Source organism: Micromonospora sp. LZ34, assembly GCF_052981855.1.
In genome coordinates this window covers 48,454-65,538 of sequence record NZ_JBRIQN010000004.1, presented here as the reverse complement: position 1 = coordinate 65,538, position 17,085 = coordinate 48,454, and the positions used below count along the sequence as shown (strand labels likewise).

At 72.7% G+C, this 17,085-nt stretch carries 16 protein-coding genes and 1 tRNA gene; 2 read left to right on the top strand and 15 right to left on the bottom strand.

Features of this window, described 5'->3' with window-relative positions; all coding sequences use genetic code 11:
* Positions 1 to 288: 288 nt before the first annotated feature.
* The 9 genes from cysN to ACVCAH_RS06390 all read right to left on the bottom strand — a co-directional run bounded on the left by cysN (position 289) and on the right by ACVCAH_RS06390 (position 8,878).
* On the bottom strand, positions 289 to 1,614 hold the full coding sequence (gene cysN, locus ACVCAH_RS06430) for a sulfate adenylyltransferase subunit CysN (protein WP_447135109.1): 1,326 nt from the start codon (positions 1,612 to 1,614) through the stop codon (positions 289 to 291).
* On the bottom strand, positions 1,614 to 2,522 hold the full coding sequence (gene cysD / locus ACVCAH_RS06425; RefSeq protein WP_447135108.1) for a sulfate adenylyltransferase subunit CysD: 909 nt from the start codon (positions 2,520 to 2,522) through the stop codon (positions 1,614 to 1,616). The genes cysN and cysD overlap by 1 nt, the downstream gene beginning before the upstream one ends.
* 73 nt (positions 2,523 to 2,595) lie before the next feature.
* Positions 2,596 to 3,429 carry an inositol monophosphatase family protein gene (locus ACVCAH_RS06420; RefSeq protein WP_447135107.1) on the bottom strand — a complete coding sequence of 278 codons (834 nt, stop codon included), beginning with the start codon at positions 3,427 to 3,429 and terminating at the stop codon, positions 2,596 to 2,598.
* A gap of 133 nt (positions 3,430 to 3,562) precedes the next feature.
* A complete protein-coding gene (pth, locus tag ACVCAH_RS06415; RefSeq protein WP_447135106.1) occupies positions 3,563 to 4,153 on the bottom strand; it encodes an aminoacyl-tRNA hydrolase in 591 nt (196 codons plus the stop codon).
* A 92-nt stretch (positions 4,154 to 4,245) separates the two neighbouring features.
* Entirely contained in the window at positions 4,246 to 4,935 is a 690-nt protein-coding gene (locus tag ACVCAH_RS06410; RefSeq protein WP_447135105.1) for a 50S ribosomal protein L25/general stress protein Ctc, read from the bottom strand.
* Between the two features lie 318 nt (positions 4,936 to 5,253).
* Positions 5,254 to 6,234, bottom strand: coding sequence for a ribose-phosphate diphosphokinase (locus tag ACVCAH_RS06405; RefSeq protein WP_447135104.1), 981 nt, complete (start codon positions 6,232 to 6,234; stop codon positions 5,254 to 5,256).
* Between the two features lie 60 nt (positions 6,235 to 6,294).
* Positions 6,295 to 7,821 carry a bifunctional UDP-N-acetylglucosamine diphosphorylase/glucosamine-1-phosphate N-acetyltransferase GlmU gene (glmU, locus tag ACVCAH_RS06400; protein ID WP_447135103.1) on the bottom strand — a complete coding sequence of 509 codons (1,527 nt, stop codon included), beginning with the start codon at positions 7,819 to 7,821 and terminating at the stop codon, positions 6,295 to 6,297.
* A 104-nt stretch (positions 7,822 to 7,925) separates the two neighbouring features.
* A tRNA-Gln gene (locus ACVCAH_RS06395) sits at positions 7,926 to 7,997 on the bottom strand.
* 47 nt (positions 7,998 to 8,044) lie between these two features.
* Positions 8,045 to 8,878 carry a helix-turn-helix domain-containing protein gene (locus tag ACVCAH_RS06390; RefSeq protein WP_447135102.1) on the bottom strand — a complete coding sequence of 278 codons (834 nt, stop codon included), beginning with the start codon at positions 8,876 to 8,878 and terminating at the stop codon, positions 8,045 to 8,047.
* Positions 8,879 to 9,014: 136 nt separating this feature from the next.
* Here ACVCAH_RS06390 and ACVCAH_RS06385 point away from each other — a divergent pair, with 136 nt between their 5' ends.
* Both ACVCAH_RS06385 and ACVCAH_RS06380 read left to right on the top strand, forming a co-directional pair.
* Entirely contained in the window at positions 9,015 to 9,977 is a 963-nt protein-coding gene (locus ACVCAH_RS06385; RefSeq protein ID WP_447135101.1) for an acyl-CoA desaturase, read from the top strand.
* 226 nt (positions 9,978 to 10,203) lie between these two features.
* A complete protein-coding gene (locus ACVCAH_RS06380; RefSeq protein ID WP_447135100.1) occupies positions 10,204 to 10,893 on the top strand; it encodes a TetR family transcriptional regulator in 690 nt (229 codons plus the stop codon).
* A 6-nt stretch (positions 10,894 to 10,899) separates the two neighbouring features.
* Here ACVCAH_RS06380 and ACVCAH_RS06375 read toward each other — a convergent pair whose 3' ends face one another.
* The 6 genes from ACVCAH_RS06375 to ACVCAH_RS06350 all read right to left on the bottom strand — a co-directional run bounded on the left by ACVCAH_RS06375 (position 10,900) and on the right by ACVCAH_RS06350 (position 17,026).
* On the bottom strand, positions 10,900 to 11,382 hold the full coding sequence (locus ACVCAH_RS06375) for a DUF4383 domain-containing protein (RefSeq protein ID WP_447135099.1): 483 nt from the start codon (positions 11,380 to 11,382) through the stop codon (positions 10,900 to 10,902).
* Between the two features lie 180 nt (positions 11,383 to 11,562).
* Positions 11,563 to 12,018, bottom strand: coding sequence for a DUF4383 domain-containing protein (locus ACVCAH_RS06370; protein WP_447135098.1), 456 nt, complete (start codon positions 12,016 to 12,018; stop codon positions 11,563 to 11,565).
* A gap of 115 nt (positions 12,019 to 12,133) precedes the next feature.
* Complete coding sequence (locus ACVCAH_RS06365) at positions 12,134 to 13,933, bottom strand: ABC-F family ATP-binding cassette domain-containing protein (RefSeq protein WP_447135097.1); 1,800 nt, start codon at positions 13,931 to 13,933, stop codon at positions 12,134 to 12,136.
* 179 nt (positions 13,934 to 14,112) lie between these two features.
* Positions 14,113 to 15,066: a 4-(cytidine 5'-diphospho)-2-C-methyl-D-erythritol kinase gene (locus ACVCAH_RS06360; RefSeq protein WP_447135096.1), complete on the bottom strand. Its 954-nt coding sequence runs from the start codon at positions 15,064 to 15,066 to the stop codon at positions 14,113 to 14,115.
* 143 nt (positions 15,067 to 15,209) lie between these two features.
* Positions 15,210 to 16,121 carry a 16S rRNA (adenine(1518)-N(6)/adenine(1519)-N(6))-dimethyltransferase RsmA gene (rsmA, locus tag ACVCAH_RS06355; protein ID WP_447135095.1) on the bottom strand — a complete coding sequence of 304 codons (912 nt, stop codon included), beginning with the start codon at positions 16,119 to 16,121 and terminating at the stop codon, positions 15,210 to 15,212.
* Positions 16,118 to 17,026, bottom strand: a complete 909-nt coding sequence (locus ACVCAH_RS06350) for a TatD family hydrolase (RefSeq protein WP_447135094.1) — start codon at positions 17,024 to 17,026, stop codon at positions 16,118 to 16,120. Before ACVCAH_RS06350 ends, rsmA begins: the two co-directional genes overlap by 4 nt.
* Positions 17,027 to 17,085: the final 59 nt, after the last annotated feature.

Below are 17,085 nucleotides of genomic sequence, written 5' to 3'. Positions count from 1 at the left end.
CCACCTCCACAGCGTCCACCCGCCGCCACACCCCGGCGATCCGCCGCCTCCGCTCCCGCCGCGCCGGTCCGCCGCCGCACATCGCCGGCCGCTTCCGGTCCCGCCGCCGCCCTGCCCGTCCCGACGCGCGGTTCGGGTGCGTCTGTTGTCGCTGGGACGACAACAGACGCACCCGGTCTGGTCGCGGTGGGCGCAGCCGCCTGCGCCGTCCCCGCTGCCGGCCCCCGGCCGGCACCCCCGGCCGCCCGGGGCCGCCGCCTCAGGGCGCCGATCACGGGAGAGTCGGCGTCAGGAGGCTTCGACGATCATGCCGGCGCCGACCGTCCGGTTGGTGGTCTCGTCGATGATGACGAAGCCGCCGGTGGTGCGGTTGCGCCGGTACTCGTCGGCGAGCAGCGGGACGGTGGTGCGCAGCCGCACCCGGCCGATCTCGTTGAGCCGCAGCTCGCCCGCCGACTCGTCGCGGTGCAGCGAGTTGATGTCGAGCCGGTAGTGCAGCCCGCGCACGATGGCCCGGGCCGACCGGGTGGTGTGCTTGATGGCGTACCTGCCGCCCACCTGGAGCGGGCGGGTCTCGTCCATCCAGCAGACCATCGCCTCGATGTCCTGGGCCACTGCCGGGGCGTTGTTCGGCCGGCAGATCATGTCGCCCCGGGAGATGTCGATCTCGTCCGCCAGGCGTACGGTCACCGACATCGGCGGGAACGCCTCCGCGACCGGCCCGTCGGCGGTCTCCACCGCGGCGATCCGGCTGGTGAAGCCGGAGGGCAGCACCATCACCTCGTCGCCCGGCTTGAGCACCCCGGAGGCCACCTGACCGGCGTAGCCCCGGTAGTCGGTGACGGTGGTCGACTGCGGACGGATCACGTACTGCACCGGGAACCGGACGTCGACCAGGTTGCGGTCGCTGGCGATGTGCACCCGCTCCAGGTGGTGCAGCAGCGACGGCCCCTCGTACCAGGGCATGTTCGCCGACCGGCTGACGATGTTGTCGCCCTTGAGCGCGGAGACCGGCACCACGGTCAGGTCCGGCACCTCGAGCTTCGCCGCGAACGCGGTGAACTCGTCGGCGATCCGCTCGAAGACCTCCTGCGAGAAGTCGACCAGGTCCATCTTGTTGACGCAGAGCACCAGGTGCGGCACCCGCAGCAGCGAGCAGAGGAACGCGTGCCGGCGGGACTGCTCGACCAGACCCTTGCGGGCGTCGACCAGGATCAGCGCCAGGTCCGCGGTGGACGCCCCGGTGACCATGTTCCGGGTGTACTGGATGTGCCCGGGGGTGTCGGCGATGATGAACTTCCGCCGCGGCGTGGCGAAGTAGCGGTACGCCACGTCGATGGTGATGCCCTGCTCCCGCTCGGCCCGCAGGCCGTCGGTGAGCAACGCCAGGTTGGTGTACTCGTCGCCGCGCGCCGCGCTGACCGCCTCGACGGCGGCGAGCTGGTCGGTGAAGAGCGACTTCGTGTCGTAGAGCAGCCGACCGATCAGGGTCGACTTGCCGTCGTCCACGCTGCCCGCGGTGGCGAAGCGCAGCAGGTCCATGGGCCGGGCCTCACTGGCGGCCCGGGCGTCCGTCGTGTTCGCGCCGGCCGGGGCCGCGGTCTCGGTGGTCATCAGAAGTAGCCCTCCCGCTTGCGGTCCTCCATGGCGGCCTCGCTGACCCGGTCGTCACCCCGGGTCGCGCCGCGCTCGGTGATCCGGGTGGCGGCGACCTCCTCGATGACCTTCTCCACCGTGTCGGCGTCCGAGCGGACGGCGGCGGTGCACGACGCGTCGCCCACCGTGCGGTAGCGCACCCGCACCTTGAACCGCTCCTCACCGGCGCGGGGGCGGAAGAACTCGTTGACCGCATAGAGCATCCCGTCGCGCTCGATCACCTCGCGCTCGTGCGCGTAGTAGATCGACGGCAGGGCGATCCGCTCCCGGGCGATGTAGTGCCAGACGTCCAGCTCGGTCCAGTTGGACAGCGGGAAGACCCGGATCGACTCGCCCGGGTGGTGCCGGCCGTTGTAGAGCGACCACAGTTCGGGACGCTGGTTCTTCGGGTCCCACTGGCCGAACTCGTCGCGGAAGCTGAACACCCGCTCCTTGGCCCGGGCCTTCTCCTCGTCCCGACGGGCGCCGCCGAAGAGCGCGTCGAAGCGGTGCTTCTCCACCGCGTCCAGCAGCACCGGCGTCTGGATCCGGTTGCGCATCCCGTCGGCCGACTCGCGCACCAGCCCACTGGCCAGCGCCTCCGGCACGCTCGCCACGACCAGGTGCAGGCCCAGCTCGGCGACCCGCTGATCCCGGTATTCGAGAACCTCGGGGAAGTTGTGGCCGGTGTCCACGTGCATCACCGGGAACGGGATGTTGGCCGGGGCGAACGCCTTCTGGGCCAGCCGCAGCATCACGATCGAGTCCTTGCCGCCGGAGAAGAGCAGCACCGGCCGCTCCATCTCGGCGACCACCTCACGCATCACGAAGACGCTCTCGGCCTCCAGCGCGTCGAGGTGCGAGACCTGGTAGGCGGGGCCGGTCATGACCGGGACTCGATTCGCTCGCTCATCCGATTTCCAGACCTTTCCGGTCGGGTACGTCAGGAAGACGCTCAGGCTACCCGGAATGTCTCTGCAGCGCCGCAAGCAACCGGGAAGCGAGATCCGCACGGCAGACCAGCAGGTCCGGCAGGCGCGGATCCGCCTCGTTGTATTCCAGCGCAGAACCGTCGATCCGGGAAGCGTGCAGTCCGGTGGCCGTCGCCACAGCCACCGGCGCCGCCGAGTCCCACTCGTACTGGCCGCCAGCGTGGATGTAGGCGTCCACCTCGCCGGTCACCACCGCCGCGATCTTGGCGCCGGCCGATCCCATCGGCACCAGGTGCGCCCCGACGTCCTCGGCCAGGTCGGTGAGGAAGACCGGCGGCCGGCTCCGGCTGGCCGCCAACCGGATGGTCCGCCGCCCGCCCGCGGCCGCCGCCTCCACCGTCAGCGGCGGATACGCCGGCGGGTAGTCGGTGGCCAGCACCCGGTGCTGCGCCGGCAGCCCCACCGCCCCGGCGACCAGCCCGTGCGGCGTCGGCGCGCCACGCGCCCAGAGCGCCACGTGCACCGCCCAGTCCGACCGGCCCTCCTCGGCGAACTCCCGGGTGCCGTCCAACGGGTCGACGATCCACACCCGGTCGGCGGTCAACCGGGACACCGCCCCGGTGTTCACCTCCGCCGCCCAGGCCAGCCGCGAGCCCTCGTCCTCCTCGGAGAGCACCGCGTCACCCGGCCGCCACTTCGCCAGCTCGGTACGGATCAGGTCGTGCGAGACCTTGTCCCCGGCCGACTTCAGCGCCCCGGCGTCGGCGAACCCCAGCTCGGCCCGCAGCGCCAGCAGCGCCTGACCGGCCCGGACCGCCAGCCACCGGGCGAACGCGCCGTCGATCATCGGAGGACTGCCCATGACTTCCGCTCCCGTCGCCTCGCCACGTGCCACGCCGCCCGACCGCCGTCGACGGCCGCGCCGCCCGGCCAACGCCACGTCGAAGGCGCAGACTACCGGCCCGCGGCGCCCGACCCGGGCCACCCCGCCCGGTTCAGGAGCCGTGGTAGAGGTTCTGCGTCGGCTCCACGCCGCGGGTGATGACCGACTCCACCACGTCCGCCGCCCGGTCCACCAGGAAGTCCAGCTCCTTGCGCTCCACCGCGCTGAAATCCGACAGTACGTAGTCCGCCGGGTCCTGCCGCCCCGGCGGCCGGCCGATGCCGAACCGCACCCGGACGTATTCCTTGGTGCCCAGCGACTTCGACATCGAGCGCAGGCCGTTGTGCCCGCCCTCACCGCCGCCGCACTTCACCCGCAGCTGCCCGTAGCCGATGTCCAGCTCGTCGTGCACCGCGACCACCTGGCCCGGCGCCACCTTGTAGAACTGCGCCAGCGCCGCCACCGGCCCGCCGGAGAGGTTCATGTAGGTCAGCGGCTTCACCAGCACCAGCTTCGGCCCGCCGAAGCCGAGCCGCCCCTCGGCGACCTCGGCCACCGCCCGCTTGTGCCGGCCGAACTTCGCGCCGATCCGCCCGGCCAGCAGGTCGGCCACCATGAAGCCGACGTTGTGCCGGTTGCCGGCGTACTCCCGGCCCGGGTTGCCCAGGCCGACCACCAGCCACGGCCCCGTCTCGTCCGTCACGACCCGCCCCTCCCGCTGTCCGTGTCACCCGGCCCCGATACGCCGACAGGCGCCCCCAACCGTCGGGGACGCCTGTCGCAGCTGCGAACCGATCAGGCCTCGGTGGGCGCCTCGGCGCTCTCCGCGCCCTCGGCGGCCGGAGCCTCCTCGGCGCCCTCGGTGACCTCGCCGACCTCGGCCTCGGCCTCCTCGGCGGCCTCCTCGACCTCGGGCATGGTGGCCTCGAGCTGCTCGGCGGTCGGCGCGGCGGTCACCGTGGCGACCGGCAGCTCCGGGTCGGCGGCCAGCTCGACGCCGGCCGGCAGCGCGACGTCGGCAGCGGTGATCTGGACACCCGGCACGGCGCCCTCGATCGAGGCCTCCAGGTGATCCGGCACCTTGGTGGCGTCGGCGGTCACCGACAGGGTGTCGTGGTCGTGCACGATCAGCGTGTCCCTCGCCGCCTCGCCGGTCAGCTGGACCGGGACGTCGACGGTGACCTTCTCGCCGCGACGGACCAGCAGCAGGTCGACGTGCTCGAAGGTGTCCTTGATCGCGTCACGCTGGATCGCCTTGGGCAGCGCCAGCGCCTGGGTGCCGTCGCTCACCTCGATCGCGAAGAGCTGGTTGGCGCCACCCTTGCGGATCGCCGCGGCGAACTCGCGGGCGGGCAGCGCGATGTGCTTGGGCTTCTCGCCGTGGCCGTACAGCACGGCGGGCACCTTGCCGGCCCGGCGGGTACGACGGGCACCACCCTTGCCGAACTCGGTGCGGGGCTCGGCGCTGATCTTTACCTCGGACACGGGGAAACTCCTGATGCTTCGCGCGGCGGCTTGTCGTCTTGCGGTGCTGGGGCGAGGGGCTCGCTGGGGCTCATGCGTCATGAACGACTGCCCGGAGCACCGCGTCGATCACGGTGCCTCCGTGCGGCGCTTGTCAGCGGCCCGCCGGGCACCCTCGCCGTGGCAACCGCACCAGTCTACCCGAGCGGAATCCGTGCTCTCCGGCAGTCCCCAGGTCCGCACCCGGGCCGCCTCCAGCGGCCCGTCCGTCGCCGCCCGGCCACAGCCGCGACGGCGCTCGCGGCGGGGGTCGGGCGGCGCCCGACCCCCGCCGGTCGCTCAGCTCAGGCCACCGAAGAGGGTGGTCACCGAACCGTCGTCGAACACCTCACGGATCGCCCGCGCCAGCAGCGGCGCGATCGACAGCACGGTGAGCTTGTCGAGCTGCTTCTCCGGCGGCAGCGGCAGCGTGTTGGTCACCACGACCTCGCTGATCGGGCTGTTCTTCAGCCGCTCGGTCGCCGGGTCGGAGAGCAGGGCGTGGGTGGAGGCGACCACCACGTCCGCCGCGCCGGACTCCTTGAGGATGTCCGCCGCCCGACAGATCGTGCCACCGGTGTCGATCATGTCGTCAACGATCAGACAGACCCGACCCTCGACCTCGCCGACCACCCGGTTCGCCACCACCTGGTTCGGCTTCAACGGGTCCCGGGTCTTGTGGATGAAGGCCAGCGGGCAGCCGCCCAGCCGGTCCGTCCACCGCTCGGCCACCCGCACCCGGCCCGAGTCCGGCGCGACCACGGTCATCGGCCGGCCGGCGTACCGGTGCTGCACGTACTCGGCGAGCACGTCCATCGCGAAGAGGTGGTCCACCGGGCCGTCGAAGAAGCCCTGGATCTGCGCGGTGTGCAGGTCGACGGTGAGGATCCGGTTCGCACCCGCGGTCTTCAGCAGGTCGGCGATCAGCCGGGCCGAGATCGGCTCCCGACCCCGGTGCTTCTTGTCCTGCCGCGAGTAGGGGTAGAACGGCAGGACGACCGTGATCCGCTTCGCCGAGCCCCGCTTCAGCGCGTCGATCATGATCAGGGTCTCCATGACCCAGGTGTTGACCCCGTGCGTGACGGACTGCACCACGAAGGCGTCCGAACCACGTACCGAGTCCTTGAACCGTACGAAGATCTCGCCGTTGGCGAAGTCGTACGCGTCGGCCGGCGTCGGCGCGACGCCGAGCACCTCGCCGATCTCCCTGGCCAGCTCCGGAAAGGCCCGTCCGGAGAAGAGCATCAGGCTCTTGCGGTTTTCGGCGACGATGCTGCCCATGGCCCGTCTGCTCCCGTTGTGGTCGGTGGTACCCGGCACGCGGTGGTGGTGGGCCGGGGGCTATTCGGTTGCAGTATCTCCCCTGCCAGACGCGGGGCCCACCGCATCGGCCTCCCCGTGGATTGCCTCACCTTCGCTTGCGGCTGCCGGCTCGCCCGACGCACCCTCGGCCGCCCGCTCGGCCGCCGCCGCGGAGACCGTGCCGGGCCGCTTGCGGGCCACCCAGCCCTCGATGTTGCGCTGCGGCGCCCGGGTGACCCCGAGCGCGCCGGGCGGCACGTCCTGGGCGATCGCGCTGCCCGCCGCCACGTACGCCCCGGCACCCACCTCGACCGGGGCGATCAGGCTGGTGTCGCAGCCGACGAAGGCCCCCTCGCCGACGATCGTCCGGTTCTTGTTCACCCCGTCGTAGTTCACGAAGATCGTCGCCGCGCCGATGTTGGCCTTCGCCCCGATCGTCGCGTCACCCACGTACGACAGGTGCGGCACCTTGGCGCCCTCGCCGACCTCGGAGTTCTTCACCTCGACGAACGTGCCGACCTTCGACTTCTCCGCCAGCCGCGCGGCCGGCCGCAGGTACGCGTACGGGCCGACGCTGGCCCCGGGACCGACCTCGGCGCCCACCGCGTGGCTGCGCAGCACGGTGGCGCCCGGGCCGACCACGGTGTCGATCAGGGTGACGTCCGGCCCGACCACCGCGCCGGTGCCGACCACCGTGCCGCCACGCAGCTGGGTGTTCTGGTCCACCACGGCGTCCCGGTCCAGCGCGACGGTCACGTCGATCCAGGTGGTGTCCGGGTCCAGCAGGGTGACGCCGGTCCGCATCCACGCCTCGTTCACCCGGTCACGGAGCAGCCGGCGCAGCGCGGCCAGCTCGACCCGGTCGTTGCAACCCAGCGTCTCGACGTGGTCGGCGGCGACGTGCACCGCCACCGGCTCGCCGGCGGAGCCCAGCAGGGCGAAGACGTCGGTGAGGTACTCCTCGCCCTGGTCGTTGTCGGTGGAGAGCTTGCCCAGCGCGTCCCGCAGCCGGACCACGTCGAACGCGTAGATCCCGGCGTTGATCTCGCGGATCGCGCGCTGCGCCGGGGTGGCGTCGCGCTCCTCGACGATCTGCTCCAACCGGCCGTCGGAGTTCCGGACGATCCGGCCCAGGCCGGTCGGGTCGGGCACCTCGGCGGCGAGCACGGTGGCCGCGGCCCGCGCGTCCTCGTGCGCCGCCACCAGCGCGGCGACCGTCTCGGGGCGGAGCAGCGGCACGTCCCCGTTGATCACGACGACGGTGCCGGTGGCGTCCGGCACCGCGTCCAGCGCGATCCGGACCGCGTGGCCGGTGCCGAGCTGCTCCGCCTGGAGCACCGGGGTGGCCTCGGGCGCGATCTCGGTCAGGTGCCCGCGCACCTGGTCGGCGCCGTGGCCGACCACGACCACCGTGCGCTCCGCGGCCAGCGGCGCGGCGGCGGTCAGCACGTGGCCGAGCAGCGTACGGCCGAGCAGCGGATGCAGCACCTTGGGCAGCGCCGACTTCATCCGCTTGCCCTCACCGGCGGCGAGCACGACGACGGTGCGGGTGTGGGGCTGGGACACGACGCGGCTCCAGTCGGGACGACGGACAGTCTCGCGGTCATGCTAACCAGACGGAGTGGGTGGATTGCCCGATACCTTGCTCTCACGCGGGGCATCGAGGAAAGCTCGGCCGCCAGGATTCGAACCTGAAACTCAAGAGCCAAAATCTTGGGTGTTGCCAATTACACCACGGCCGATCGTGACGCAAGACAGCTTAGCGCCTCTGCGGTGACCGCCCCATCCCCTACGTGATCATGTCGTGAAGTCCCGCGACGAGCCCTTCGATGCGCCAGTACAACTCTCGACTCTGCGGCACGTCGATGATCAGACATCCGTGATAGTCGCCCTGAGTGTTGCGTCGGACCGTGGTAGGGCGGTGCGCCTTCAGCGTCGCCCGCCGGAATCGCTCGGCCGGCAGATCGAGCGCTCGCGCCCACCACTGCTGGGCGGCCACCACATCGGCGGACTCGTGGATGCTGACCCGGTAGGTCGGAACGCCGCGGTCCACGCCGGAAATCTCCAGAAAGCGCAGGAAAAGGCGGAGCAGCCGAACATCGCTGTTGATGAACTGCACGCGGTCGTCGCGCCGCCACGGTTTCGACTTGGTGCCCTCGCACCAGTAGATCGCCGCGCCCAGCAGCAGGAGATCGCGTTCGTCGAGTGTGCCCACCGTGTCGGCCGCGCGCTGCCGGGCGACCGCCTGCGCGGCGTCGCGGGCCTCCCGATGAGCCGCCCAACGCGCCTGGGTCATCCGTGCCACGTCGGCGCGGCGGCGTTCGGCGACCTTTTCGTCGGGGTCGAGCGGCAGGTGTTTCACCCACTGGTAGGCGGTGGACTTGGCCACCCCGAGCTGGCTTGCGATGTCGTTCACCGAGCGGCCGAGCCCGCGCAGCTCGACCGCCTCGGCACGCAACTCGTCCTTGGCGTTGGGGCGGCGGGTCCGCTCCGGTGCCGGCACGCCGCGGAGCAACTCGTACACCCTGTTCCGGCCGAGGCCGGTGCGGGCCCGGATCTCGCGGACGGAGAGCTGTTCGACGGTGCGCAGGCGACGCACCTCGGCGGCGAGCGGATCGACCATGAGCAGCAGGTTAGAACGCGCGTACGACGTTCTCAGGCATTCATTCGCGAAACTCTCCCGTGCGAACCACAACCCCGCAAGTTACGGTGACGTAGGCGTAACTTTGCGATCTTGCCCGTCCCCTCTGCGAGGTGCCATGTCGACCGCTCTGCTCGAACCGAACAACAGCGCCGGCCCGAAACCACTCACCCAGGGGACCCAGTCCCCGGGCATCCTGATCGCCCTCTGGGCCTTCGTGGTGATCCCCTTCGCGGCCCTGATCGCCGCCGTCCCGGTCGCCTGGGGTGGCTGGCTGAGCTGGACCGACGTCGCCATCGCGCTGGTCTGGTACGTGGTGTCCGGGCTCGGCATCACGGTCGGCTACCACCGCTACTTCACGCACGGCTCGTTCAAGGCCAGGCGCTGGCTGCGGGTCGCGCTGGCGGTCTCCGGTTCGCTGGCGGTGCAGGGCGAGATCATCCAGTGGGTCGCCGACCACCGGCGCCACCACGCCTTCTCCGACCAGGAGGGTGACCCGCACTCGCCGTGGCGGTTCGGCGAGAGCCTCGGCGGCCTGGCCCGCGGCATGTTCCACGCCCACGTGGGCTGGCTCTTCGGCCGCGAACTCTCCAACCGGGAACGGTTCGCGCCGGACCTGCTCGCCGACCGGGACATCAACCGGGTGGACCGGCTCTTCCCGCTGCTGGTGACCACCTCGGTGCTCGGTCCGGCGCTGCTGGGCGGCCTGCTCACCTGGTCCTGGCAGGGCGCGCTGACCGCGCTCTTCTGGGGCGGCCTGGTGCGGATCGCCCTGCTGCACCACGTGACCTGGTCGATCAACTCGGTCTGCCACGTCTACGGCGAGCGCCCGTTCGCGGTGCGCCAAGGCGACCGGGCGTCGAACTTCTGGCCGCTGGCCATCCTGTCGTTCGGCGAGAGCTGGCACAACCTGCACCACGCCGACCCGACCAGCGCCCGGCACGGTGTGCTGCGCGGTCAGGTGGACATCTCGGCCCGGGTGATCTGGCTGTTCGAGAAGCTCGGCGCGGCGTACGACGTGCGGTGGCCGAAGCCCGAGCGGGTCGCGGCGAAGCTCGTGAAGCCGGCCGCGGAGCGGTAAACCGGGCAGTGCCGGTGCAGGTTACCTGGCAGTATTGCCGGGTGACCGAGCTGAGCGCGGGAGATGTCGGGCGGCATGGCGGCAGGGGGGCCGGGCCCGGCGCGGGTACGGTCGAGCGGCGCACCGGCGCCGGCGGGCCGCCGGCCGAGGGGGCGGCGGCGTGAACCCGCACGGCGGAGGCTCCATTCCACGACAGGGCGTCCCCGAGCGCCGGCGAGGTGACGACATGGCGGACGCCCCGGGCAAGGGCGGCGATACCGGCCGGCGGCGGGCGGTGCCCGCCGCCGCCGGCAAACCCACCTCGCGGGTACGCATGTCGGCGGCCCAGCGCCGCGAGCAGCTGATCCTGATCGGCCGGCAACTCTTCGCCGAGCGCGGGTTCGACGCCACCTCGATCGAGGAGGTGGCGGCCCGCGCCAAGGTCTCCAAGCCGGTGGTCTACGAGCACTTCGGCGGCAAGGAGGGGCTCTACGCGGTGGTGGTGGACCGGGAGGTCCGCGCCCTGCTGGACCGGGTCACCACCGCGCTGACCGCCGGGCACCCGCGGGAGTTGCTGGAGCAGGCGGCGCTGGCCCTGCTGGCCTACATCGAGGAGGAGACCAGCGGGTTCCGGGTGCTGGTGCGCGAGTCGCCGCTGATGTCGGCGACCGGCAACTTCAGCAGCGTGTTGAACGACGTGGCGCACCAGGTGGAGCACATCCTGGGCGCCGAGTTCTCCAGCCGGGGGTACGACCCGAAGCTGGCCGAGCTCTACTCCCAGGCGCTGGTGGGCATGGTGGCGTTGACCGGCCGCTGGTGGCTGGAGGTGCGCAAGCCGCGCAAGGAGACGGTGGCCGCGCACCTGGTGAACCTGGCCTGGAACGGGTTGTCGCACCTGGAGGCCAAGCCGGGGCTGATCACCGTTCGGAAGCGCTGACCGCCGTCAGGGTCGGCGCAGGTGCGCCTCGTGGACCGGGTGGCTGCGGTGCTGCCGCGCCTCCTCGGCGTGCTCGTCGGTGCCGACCTTGTCGTACAGGCCGGTGCCGAGCAGGATGAGGCCGAAGATCATCGACACCAGGACCGTGGACATCGAGAAGTTGAGGAAGTTGGCCTCGGTCTGCAGCACGGACATCATGAGGATGCTGGTCACCAGGAACACGATCCCGGCGGTCAGGTTCATGTAGTGGCCGAGGTTCCCGCGCCGTGACGCGCCGATGATCAGCACGATTCCGAAGACCACCGAGGCCAGCGCGAACGCGAGGTTGGTGCGGAGCCCGAGCACCCAGTCGCCGTTCCGGCCGAAGAGCGGTTCGCTCCAGGTCAGGGCGACGCCCCAGACCCCGAACACCAGGATGTAGAGCCCTACCAGGCCGGCGAGGACCCGGTAGATCGGCCGCGCCGGATGGTTTATCGGAAAGTGCACCATCGACCCATCCTCCGTCCCGAATCTCAACAATCCAGGACGATTGTCACCCCGACCACCGGCATCTGTCCCCCGAACCGTCAGCCACACCCGCGCGCCGGAAACGACAGAGGTCCCGCCCGGCCCGGCACAAGGCCGACCCGAAGCGGGACCACAGAAGGTTTTCGCAACCAGACAGGGGGCTCAGAGCACGAGCCGAGCCTTCTGCCAGGCTTCCTTCTCGTCGTCCGTGCCGACCTTGCCGTACATCCCGACCATCAGCAGCACCAGGCTGAGCACCATCAGCACGATCACCGTGGTGATGCTGAAGTTGAAGATGTTCGCCTCGGTCTGGATGAACGCGAGCCCGCCCAGGCTGATCACCATCAGCAGGTACGCCAGCCACTGGTTGATCACCACGTCCACGTTGCGGCCGATCGCGGTGCCGGCCAGCACGGCCAGCCCGAGCAGGACGCTGGCCAGCGAGAAGCCGAGGTTGGTGCCCTGCCCGAGGACCTGCGTGTCGTCCTGGGCGAGGACCTCGTTGCCGGCGCTCGTGACAATGCCGAGCACGCCGAAGACGACCAGGTACAGACCGGTGAGCCCGCCGATCGCCCGGTAGATCGGCCGCGCGGGGTGGTTGACGGGGGTGTGGGCCATGTCTGAGTCTCCAACGCCGTTTGGGTGAGGGTTCGCCGACGATTGTCCCGCACGTGGAGGTGTGACGCCGCACACGGGTGCCGGTGTGCCGGGCGCCCGCGTGCGGCGTGGTCGGTCAGCTCGCCGGGATCTCGTCGGCGAGGGTCAGCCACGCCTCCTCGGTCTGCTCCCGCTCGGCCCGCAGCTCCTTGAGCTGGGCGTCGAGTTCGGCGACCTTGGCGTAGTCGGTGGCGTGCGCGGCGAGCTGGTCGAGCAGCGCCGCCTCCTTCTGCTCCAGCTTGGCGACCTGCCGTTCCAGCCGGGCCAGCTCCTTGCGGGCCTGCCGGGCCTCGGCGGCGGACATGCCGGTGGCCGCGGGGGCCTTCGGCTGGGCGGGCGCCGCGGTCTCGGCCGGTGCGGGGCGGCCGGTGGCGCGGGCCAGGTACTCGTCGACGCCGCCGGGCAGGTGCACCAGCCGGCCGTCGCCGAACATCCCGTACGCCGAGTCGGTGACCCGCTCGATGAGGTAGCGGTCGTGGCTGGCCACCACGATCGTGCCTGGCCAGGAGTCGAGCAGGTCCTCCAGCGCGGCCAGGGTGTCGGTGTCCAGGTCGTTGGTGGGCTCGTCGAAGAGCAGCACGTTGGGCTCGGCGGCGAGCAGCCGGAGCATCTGCAGCCGGCGCCGCTCGCCGCCGGAGAGGTCGCCGACCGGGGTCCAGAGCCGCCGGTCGTCGAAGCCGAAGATCTCGGCGAGCTGGGCGGCGGAAATCTCCCGGTCGCCGAGCTGCACCCGCCGGGCGACCTCCTCGACCGCTTCGAGCACCCGCAGCTGGCCGGGGAGTTCGGCGAGTTCCTGGGAGAGGAACGCCGGCCGCACGGTGGAGCCGGTGGCGAAGCGGCCGCCGTCGGGGCGGGTGACGCCGGCGAGCATCCGCAGCAGGGTGGTCTTGCCGGCCCCGTTGGCGCCGAGAATGGCGATCCGGTCGCCCGGGCCGACCTGCCAGGTGACGTCGTCGAGGATGATCTTCGGGCCGGCGTGCAGGGTGATCTGCTCCAGGTCGTACACCTGCTTGCCGAGCCGGGCGGTGGCGAGCTTCTGCAGCGACATGGTGTCGCGCGGCGGCGGGACGTCGGCGATCAGGGCGTTGGCCGCGTCGATCCGGAACCGCGGCTTGGAGGTGCGGGCCGGCGGGCCGCGGCGCAGCCAGGCGATCTCCTTGCGGAGCAGGTTCTGCCGGCGCGCTTCGGTGGCCGCGGCGACGCGTTCCCGCTCGGCGCGGGCCAGCGTCCAGGCGGCGAAGCCGCCCTCGTAGGCGCGGACGGTCTGGTCGGCGACCTCCCAGGTGGTGGTGCAGACGGCGTCCAGGAACCACCGGTCGTGGGTGACGACGACCAGCGCCCCCTTGCGGCCGACCAGGTGCCGGGCCAGCCAGTCGACGCCGCCGACGTCGAGGTGGTTGGTGGGCTCGTCGAGGATCAGCAGGTCGGAGTCGCGCACCAGCAGCGCGGCCAGGGCGACCCGGCGGCGCTCGCCGCCGGACATCGGGCCGACCGGCTGGTCGAGGCCGAGGTGCGGCATGCCGAGCCCGTCGAGGATGGCGCGGACGCCGGCGTCGCCGGCCCACTCGTGCTCGGCGCCCATGCCCTCGCCGAGCCAGGCGGTGCCGAGGACCACGTCCCGCACGGTGGCGTCCGGGGTGAGCTGGAGGCTCTGCGGCAGCCAGGCGACCCGCAGGTCGCGGCGGTGGGTGACCCGCCCGTCGTCCGGCTCCTCCTGCTTGGTGAGCAGCCGCAGCAGGGTGGACTTGCCGGCGCCGTTGAGCCCGACGACGCCGATCCGGTCGGCGTCGTCCAGGCCGAGCGAGACGTCGGTGAGCAGCGGCCCGGCGGCGCCGTAGCCCTTGGACACCCGGTCCAGGTTGACGATGTTGGCCACGACCCACCTTCCATGATCAAGGCGTCCGGTGCCGGCGGGCACGGGACGCCTGGCTTCCAAGGGTACGCGGCGTCACCGACCGCCCGCGCGGCGCGCCGACGACGTGATCAACTCGGGCCGCAGCGGTGGCGCGGCGCCCGGACACCGCCGGCGAACCGGAGTGGATCTTGGAAGTCGGCTCAGACGATCCGCGCGCCGGCCACCGGCCCGTGCGCGACCCGGGCCGCCCGGCACACCCCGGCCACCTCCAGGTCGGCGGCGATCCGCCCGGCGTGCGCCTCGTCGGTGGCGAGGAAGACGCAGGTCGGCCCGGAGCCGGAGACGATCCCGGCGAGCGCGCCGGCCGCCTCGCCGGCCTTCAGGGTGGCGGCCAGGGACGGGCGCATGGCGAGGGCGGCGTCCTGCAGGTCGTTGCCGAGGGCGGCGGCGAGCACCCGGGGGTCGCGCTGGCGCAGCGCGGCGAGGAGCGCGTCGGTGCTGCCCAGCGGCGGGCGGGCGGCGCCGGCCTCGCGGAGCCGGTCGAGTTCCCGGTAGGCGGCCGGGGTGGAGAGCCCGCCGTCGGCGATGGCCACCACCCAGTGCCAGGAGGTGGGGCGGGCCAGCACCGGGCTGACCGCCTCGCCCCGGCCGGTGCCCAGCGCGGTGCCGCCGTGGATCAGGAAGGGCACGTCCGAGCCGAGGTCGGCGGCGATGCCGGCGAGTTCGTCGCGGGACAGCCCGGTGCCCCAGAGCGCGTCGCAGGCGACCAGCGCGGCGGCGGCGTCGGCGCTGCCGCCGGCCAGCCCGCCGGCGAGCGGGATCTGCTTGCGCAGGTGCAGCCGGGCGTGTGGGAGGACGCCGGCGTACCCGGCGAGCGCGTGGGCCGCCCGGATCACCAGGTTGGAGTCGTCCAGGGCCAGCTCGCCGGTGCCTTCGCCCTCCATGGTGAGGGTGAGCGTGTCGCCCCGGCGGGCGGTCAGCTCGTCGTGGATCGAGATGGCGTGATAGACGGTGTTCAGCTCGTGGTAGCCGTCCCGGCGCAGCGGGCCCACCCCGAGGTGCAGGTTGACCTTGGCGGGCACCCGTACCCGGACCGGCCCGCTGGCGCCGCGCCGCTGCTCGTCCTCGTCCTCCGGTCGCCACGCCTCGGTCACGGGGCGTCGTCCCGGTGGCGCGGGCGGACGTCGCGCTTCTCCACGATCTGCTCCTCGACTCCAGTGGCGGCCGGGCTCGTGCCGGCCGTCGACCGGGTGGTACGGACACACGTGCACCGGTCCTCGGCGGACCCGGCGCCAGCCTAACGGGCGGCGGGCGCGGCGGCCGGAGCCGACGCGGCGATGGCGGCGAACTGCTCGACGGTGAGTGACTCGCCGCGCGCGCCGGGATCGACGCCGGCCGCGGTGAGCGCGGCGGCGGCCCGGTCGGCGCCCCCGGCCCAGCCGGCGAGCGCGGCGCGCAGGGTCTTGCGGCGCTGCGCGAAGGCCGCGTCCACCACCGCGAAGACCCGTTCCCGGGGCACGTCGGGGCGGGGCGGCTCGCGGCGGGTGAAGGCGACCAGCCCGGAGTCCACGTTCGGCACCGGCCAGAACACGTTCGGCGGCACCTTGCCGGCCGCCCGGGCCCGGGCGTACCAGGCGAGCTTGACCGACGGGACGCCGTACACCTTGGAGCCGGGGCCGGCGACCAGCCGGTCGGCGACCTCCTTCTGCACCATCACCAGGCCGTGCCGCAGGCTGGGCAGCTCGGCGAGCAGGTGCAGCACCACCGGCACGGCCACGTTGTACGGCAGGTTCGCCACCAGCGCGGTCGGCGCGGGGTCGGCCAGCTCGGCGGCGCCGATGCGCAGGGCGTCGGCCTGGTGCACGGTGAGCCGGCCGGCGTCCGGGCCGGCGTGCCGGGCGGCGGTCTCCGGCAGCGCCCCGGCCAGCGCCCGGTCGATCTCGACGGCGTGCACGTGCGCGGCGACCGGGAGCAGGGCCAGGGTGAGCGAGCCGAGGCCGGGGCCGACCTCCAGCGCCACGTCGTCCGGGGTCAGCCCGGCGGCGGTGACGATGCGGCGGACGGTGTTCGGGTCGTGCACGAAGTTCTGGCCGAGCTTCTTGGTGGGCGTGACGCCCAGCCGGGCGGCGAGTTCCCGGATCTCCGCCGGGCCGAGCAGGCCGGCGCGCGGCGGCTCGACGCCGTCCGGTCCGGCCGGGGACGCGCTCACCACGGGCCGAAGACCCGGTCGCCGGTGGCGGAGATCGCCGCGCAGAGTTCGTCCAGGTCGGCGCCGGTGGTCGCGGCGAGCGACCGGACGGTCAACGGGACGAGGTACGAGGCGTTGGGGCGGCCCCGGTGCGGCATCGGCGTGAGGTAGGGGGCGTCGGTCTCCACCAGGATCTGGTCCAGCGGGGTCAGCGCGGCGGCCGCGCGGAGCGCGCCGGCGCTGCCGAAGGTGACCGTGCCGGCGAAGCTGAGCAGGTAGCCGCGGCGGACGCACTCGGCGGCGAAGTCGGCGTCGCCGGAGAAGCAGTGCAGCACCACGGTGTCCGGCGCGCCCTCGTCGTCGAGGATGCGCAGGACGTCGGCGTGCGCGTCCCGGTCGTGGATGACCAGCGCCTTGCCGTACCGCTTGGCGATCGCGATGTGCGCCCGGAAGCTCTCCTCCTGGGCGGCGCGGCCCTCGTCGCCGGTGCGGTAGAAGTCCATCCCGGTCTCGCCGACGCCGCGGACCCGGTCCCGGGCGGCCAGCGCCTCGATCTCGCGCAGCGCCTCGTCCAGGTCGGCCAGCCGGGGCGCCTCGTTGGGGTGCAGCGCCACGGTGGCCAGCACCGCCGGGTACCGGTCGGCGGTCTCCGCGCCCCAGCGGGAGGAGTCCACGTCGACCCCCACCTGCACCAGCCGGTCGACGCCGACCGCGGCGGCGACCGCGACGGCCGCGGCTACCGGGTCGTCGGCGGGCCCGCCGCCGGGTGCGCCGGCCTCGCTGACGGTGATGTCGAGGTGGGTGTGGCTGTCCAGCACCGGGCTGGGCAGCGGTTCGGGCGCGGGCGGGAACTCCCCGGCCCGCCGGGCCGCCCGGGCGCGGCGGGACCCGGTGCGCTCGGTCGTCTGTTCGGTTGGCTCGGTCATCACCCAAAGGATCACACACCGGCCGGGTCCACCCGACCGCCACCTGATGTTCACCTCGG

What these genes read in the sequence shown, in the direction of transcription:
- cysN (WP_447135109.1), bottom strand. Translation starts at nt 1,614, where the DNA reads ATGACCACCGAGACCGCGGCCCCGGCCGGCGCGAACACGACGGACGCC.
- cysD (WP_447135108.1), bottom strand. Translation starts at nt 2,522, where the DNA reads ATGACCGGCCCCGCCTACCAGGTCTCGCACCTCGACGCGCTGGAGGCC.
- ACVCAH_RS06420 (WP_447135107.1), bottom strand. Translation starts at nt 3,429, where the DNA reads ATGGGCAGTCCTCCGATGATCGACGGCGCGTTCGCCCGGTGGCTGGCG.
- ACVCAH_RS06405 (WP_447135104.1), bottom strand. Translation starts at nt 6,234, where the DNA reads ATGGGCAGCATCGTCGCCGAAAACCGCAAGAGCCTGATGCTCTTCTCC.
- ACVCAH_RS06390 (WP_447135102.1), bottom strand. Translation starts at nt 8,878, where the DNA reads ATGGTCGATCCGCTCGCCGCCGAGGTGCGTCGCCTGCGCACCGTCGAA.
- ACVCAH_RS06385 (WP_447135101.1), top strand. Translation starts at nt 9,015, where the DNA reads ATGTCGACCGCTCTGCTCGAACCGAACAACAGCGCCGGCCCGAAACCA.
- ACVCAH_RS06380 (WP_447135100.1), top strand. Translation starts at nt 10,204, where the DNA reads ATGGCGGACGCCCCGGGCAAGGGCGGCGATACCGGCCGGCGGCGGGCG.
- ACVCAH_RS06375 (WP_447135099.1), bottom strand. Translation starts at nt 11,382, where the DNA reads ATGGTGCACTTTCCGATAAACCATCCGGCGCGGCCGATCTACCGGGTC.
- ACVCAH_RS06370 (WP_447135098.1), bottom strand. Translation starts at nt 12,018, where the DNA reads ATGGCCCACACCCCCGTCAACCACCCCGCGCGGCCGATCTACCGGGCG.
- ACVCAH_RS06350 (WP_447135094.1), bottom strand. Translation starts at nt 17,026, where the DNA reads ATGACCGAGCCAACCGAACAGACGACCGAGCGCACCGGGTCCCGCCGC.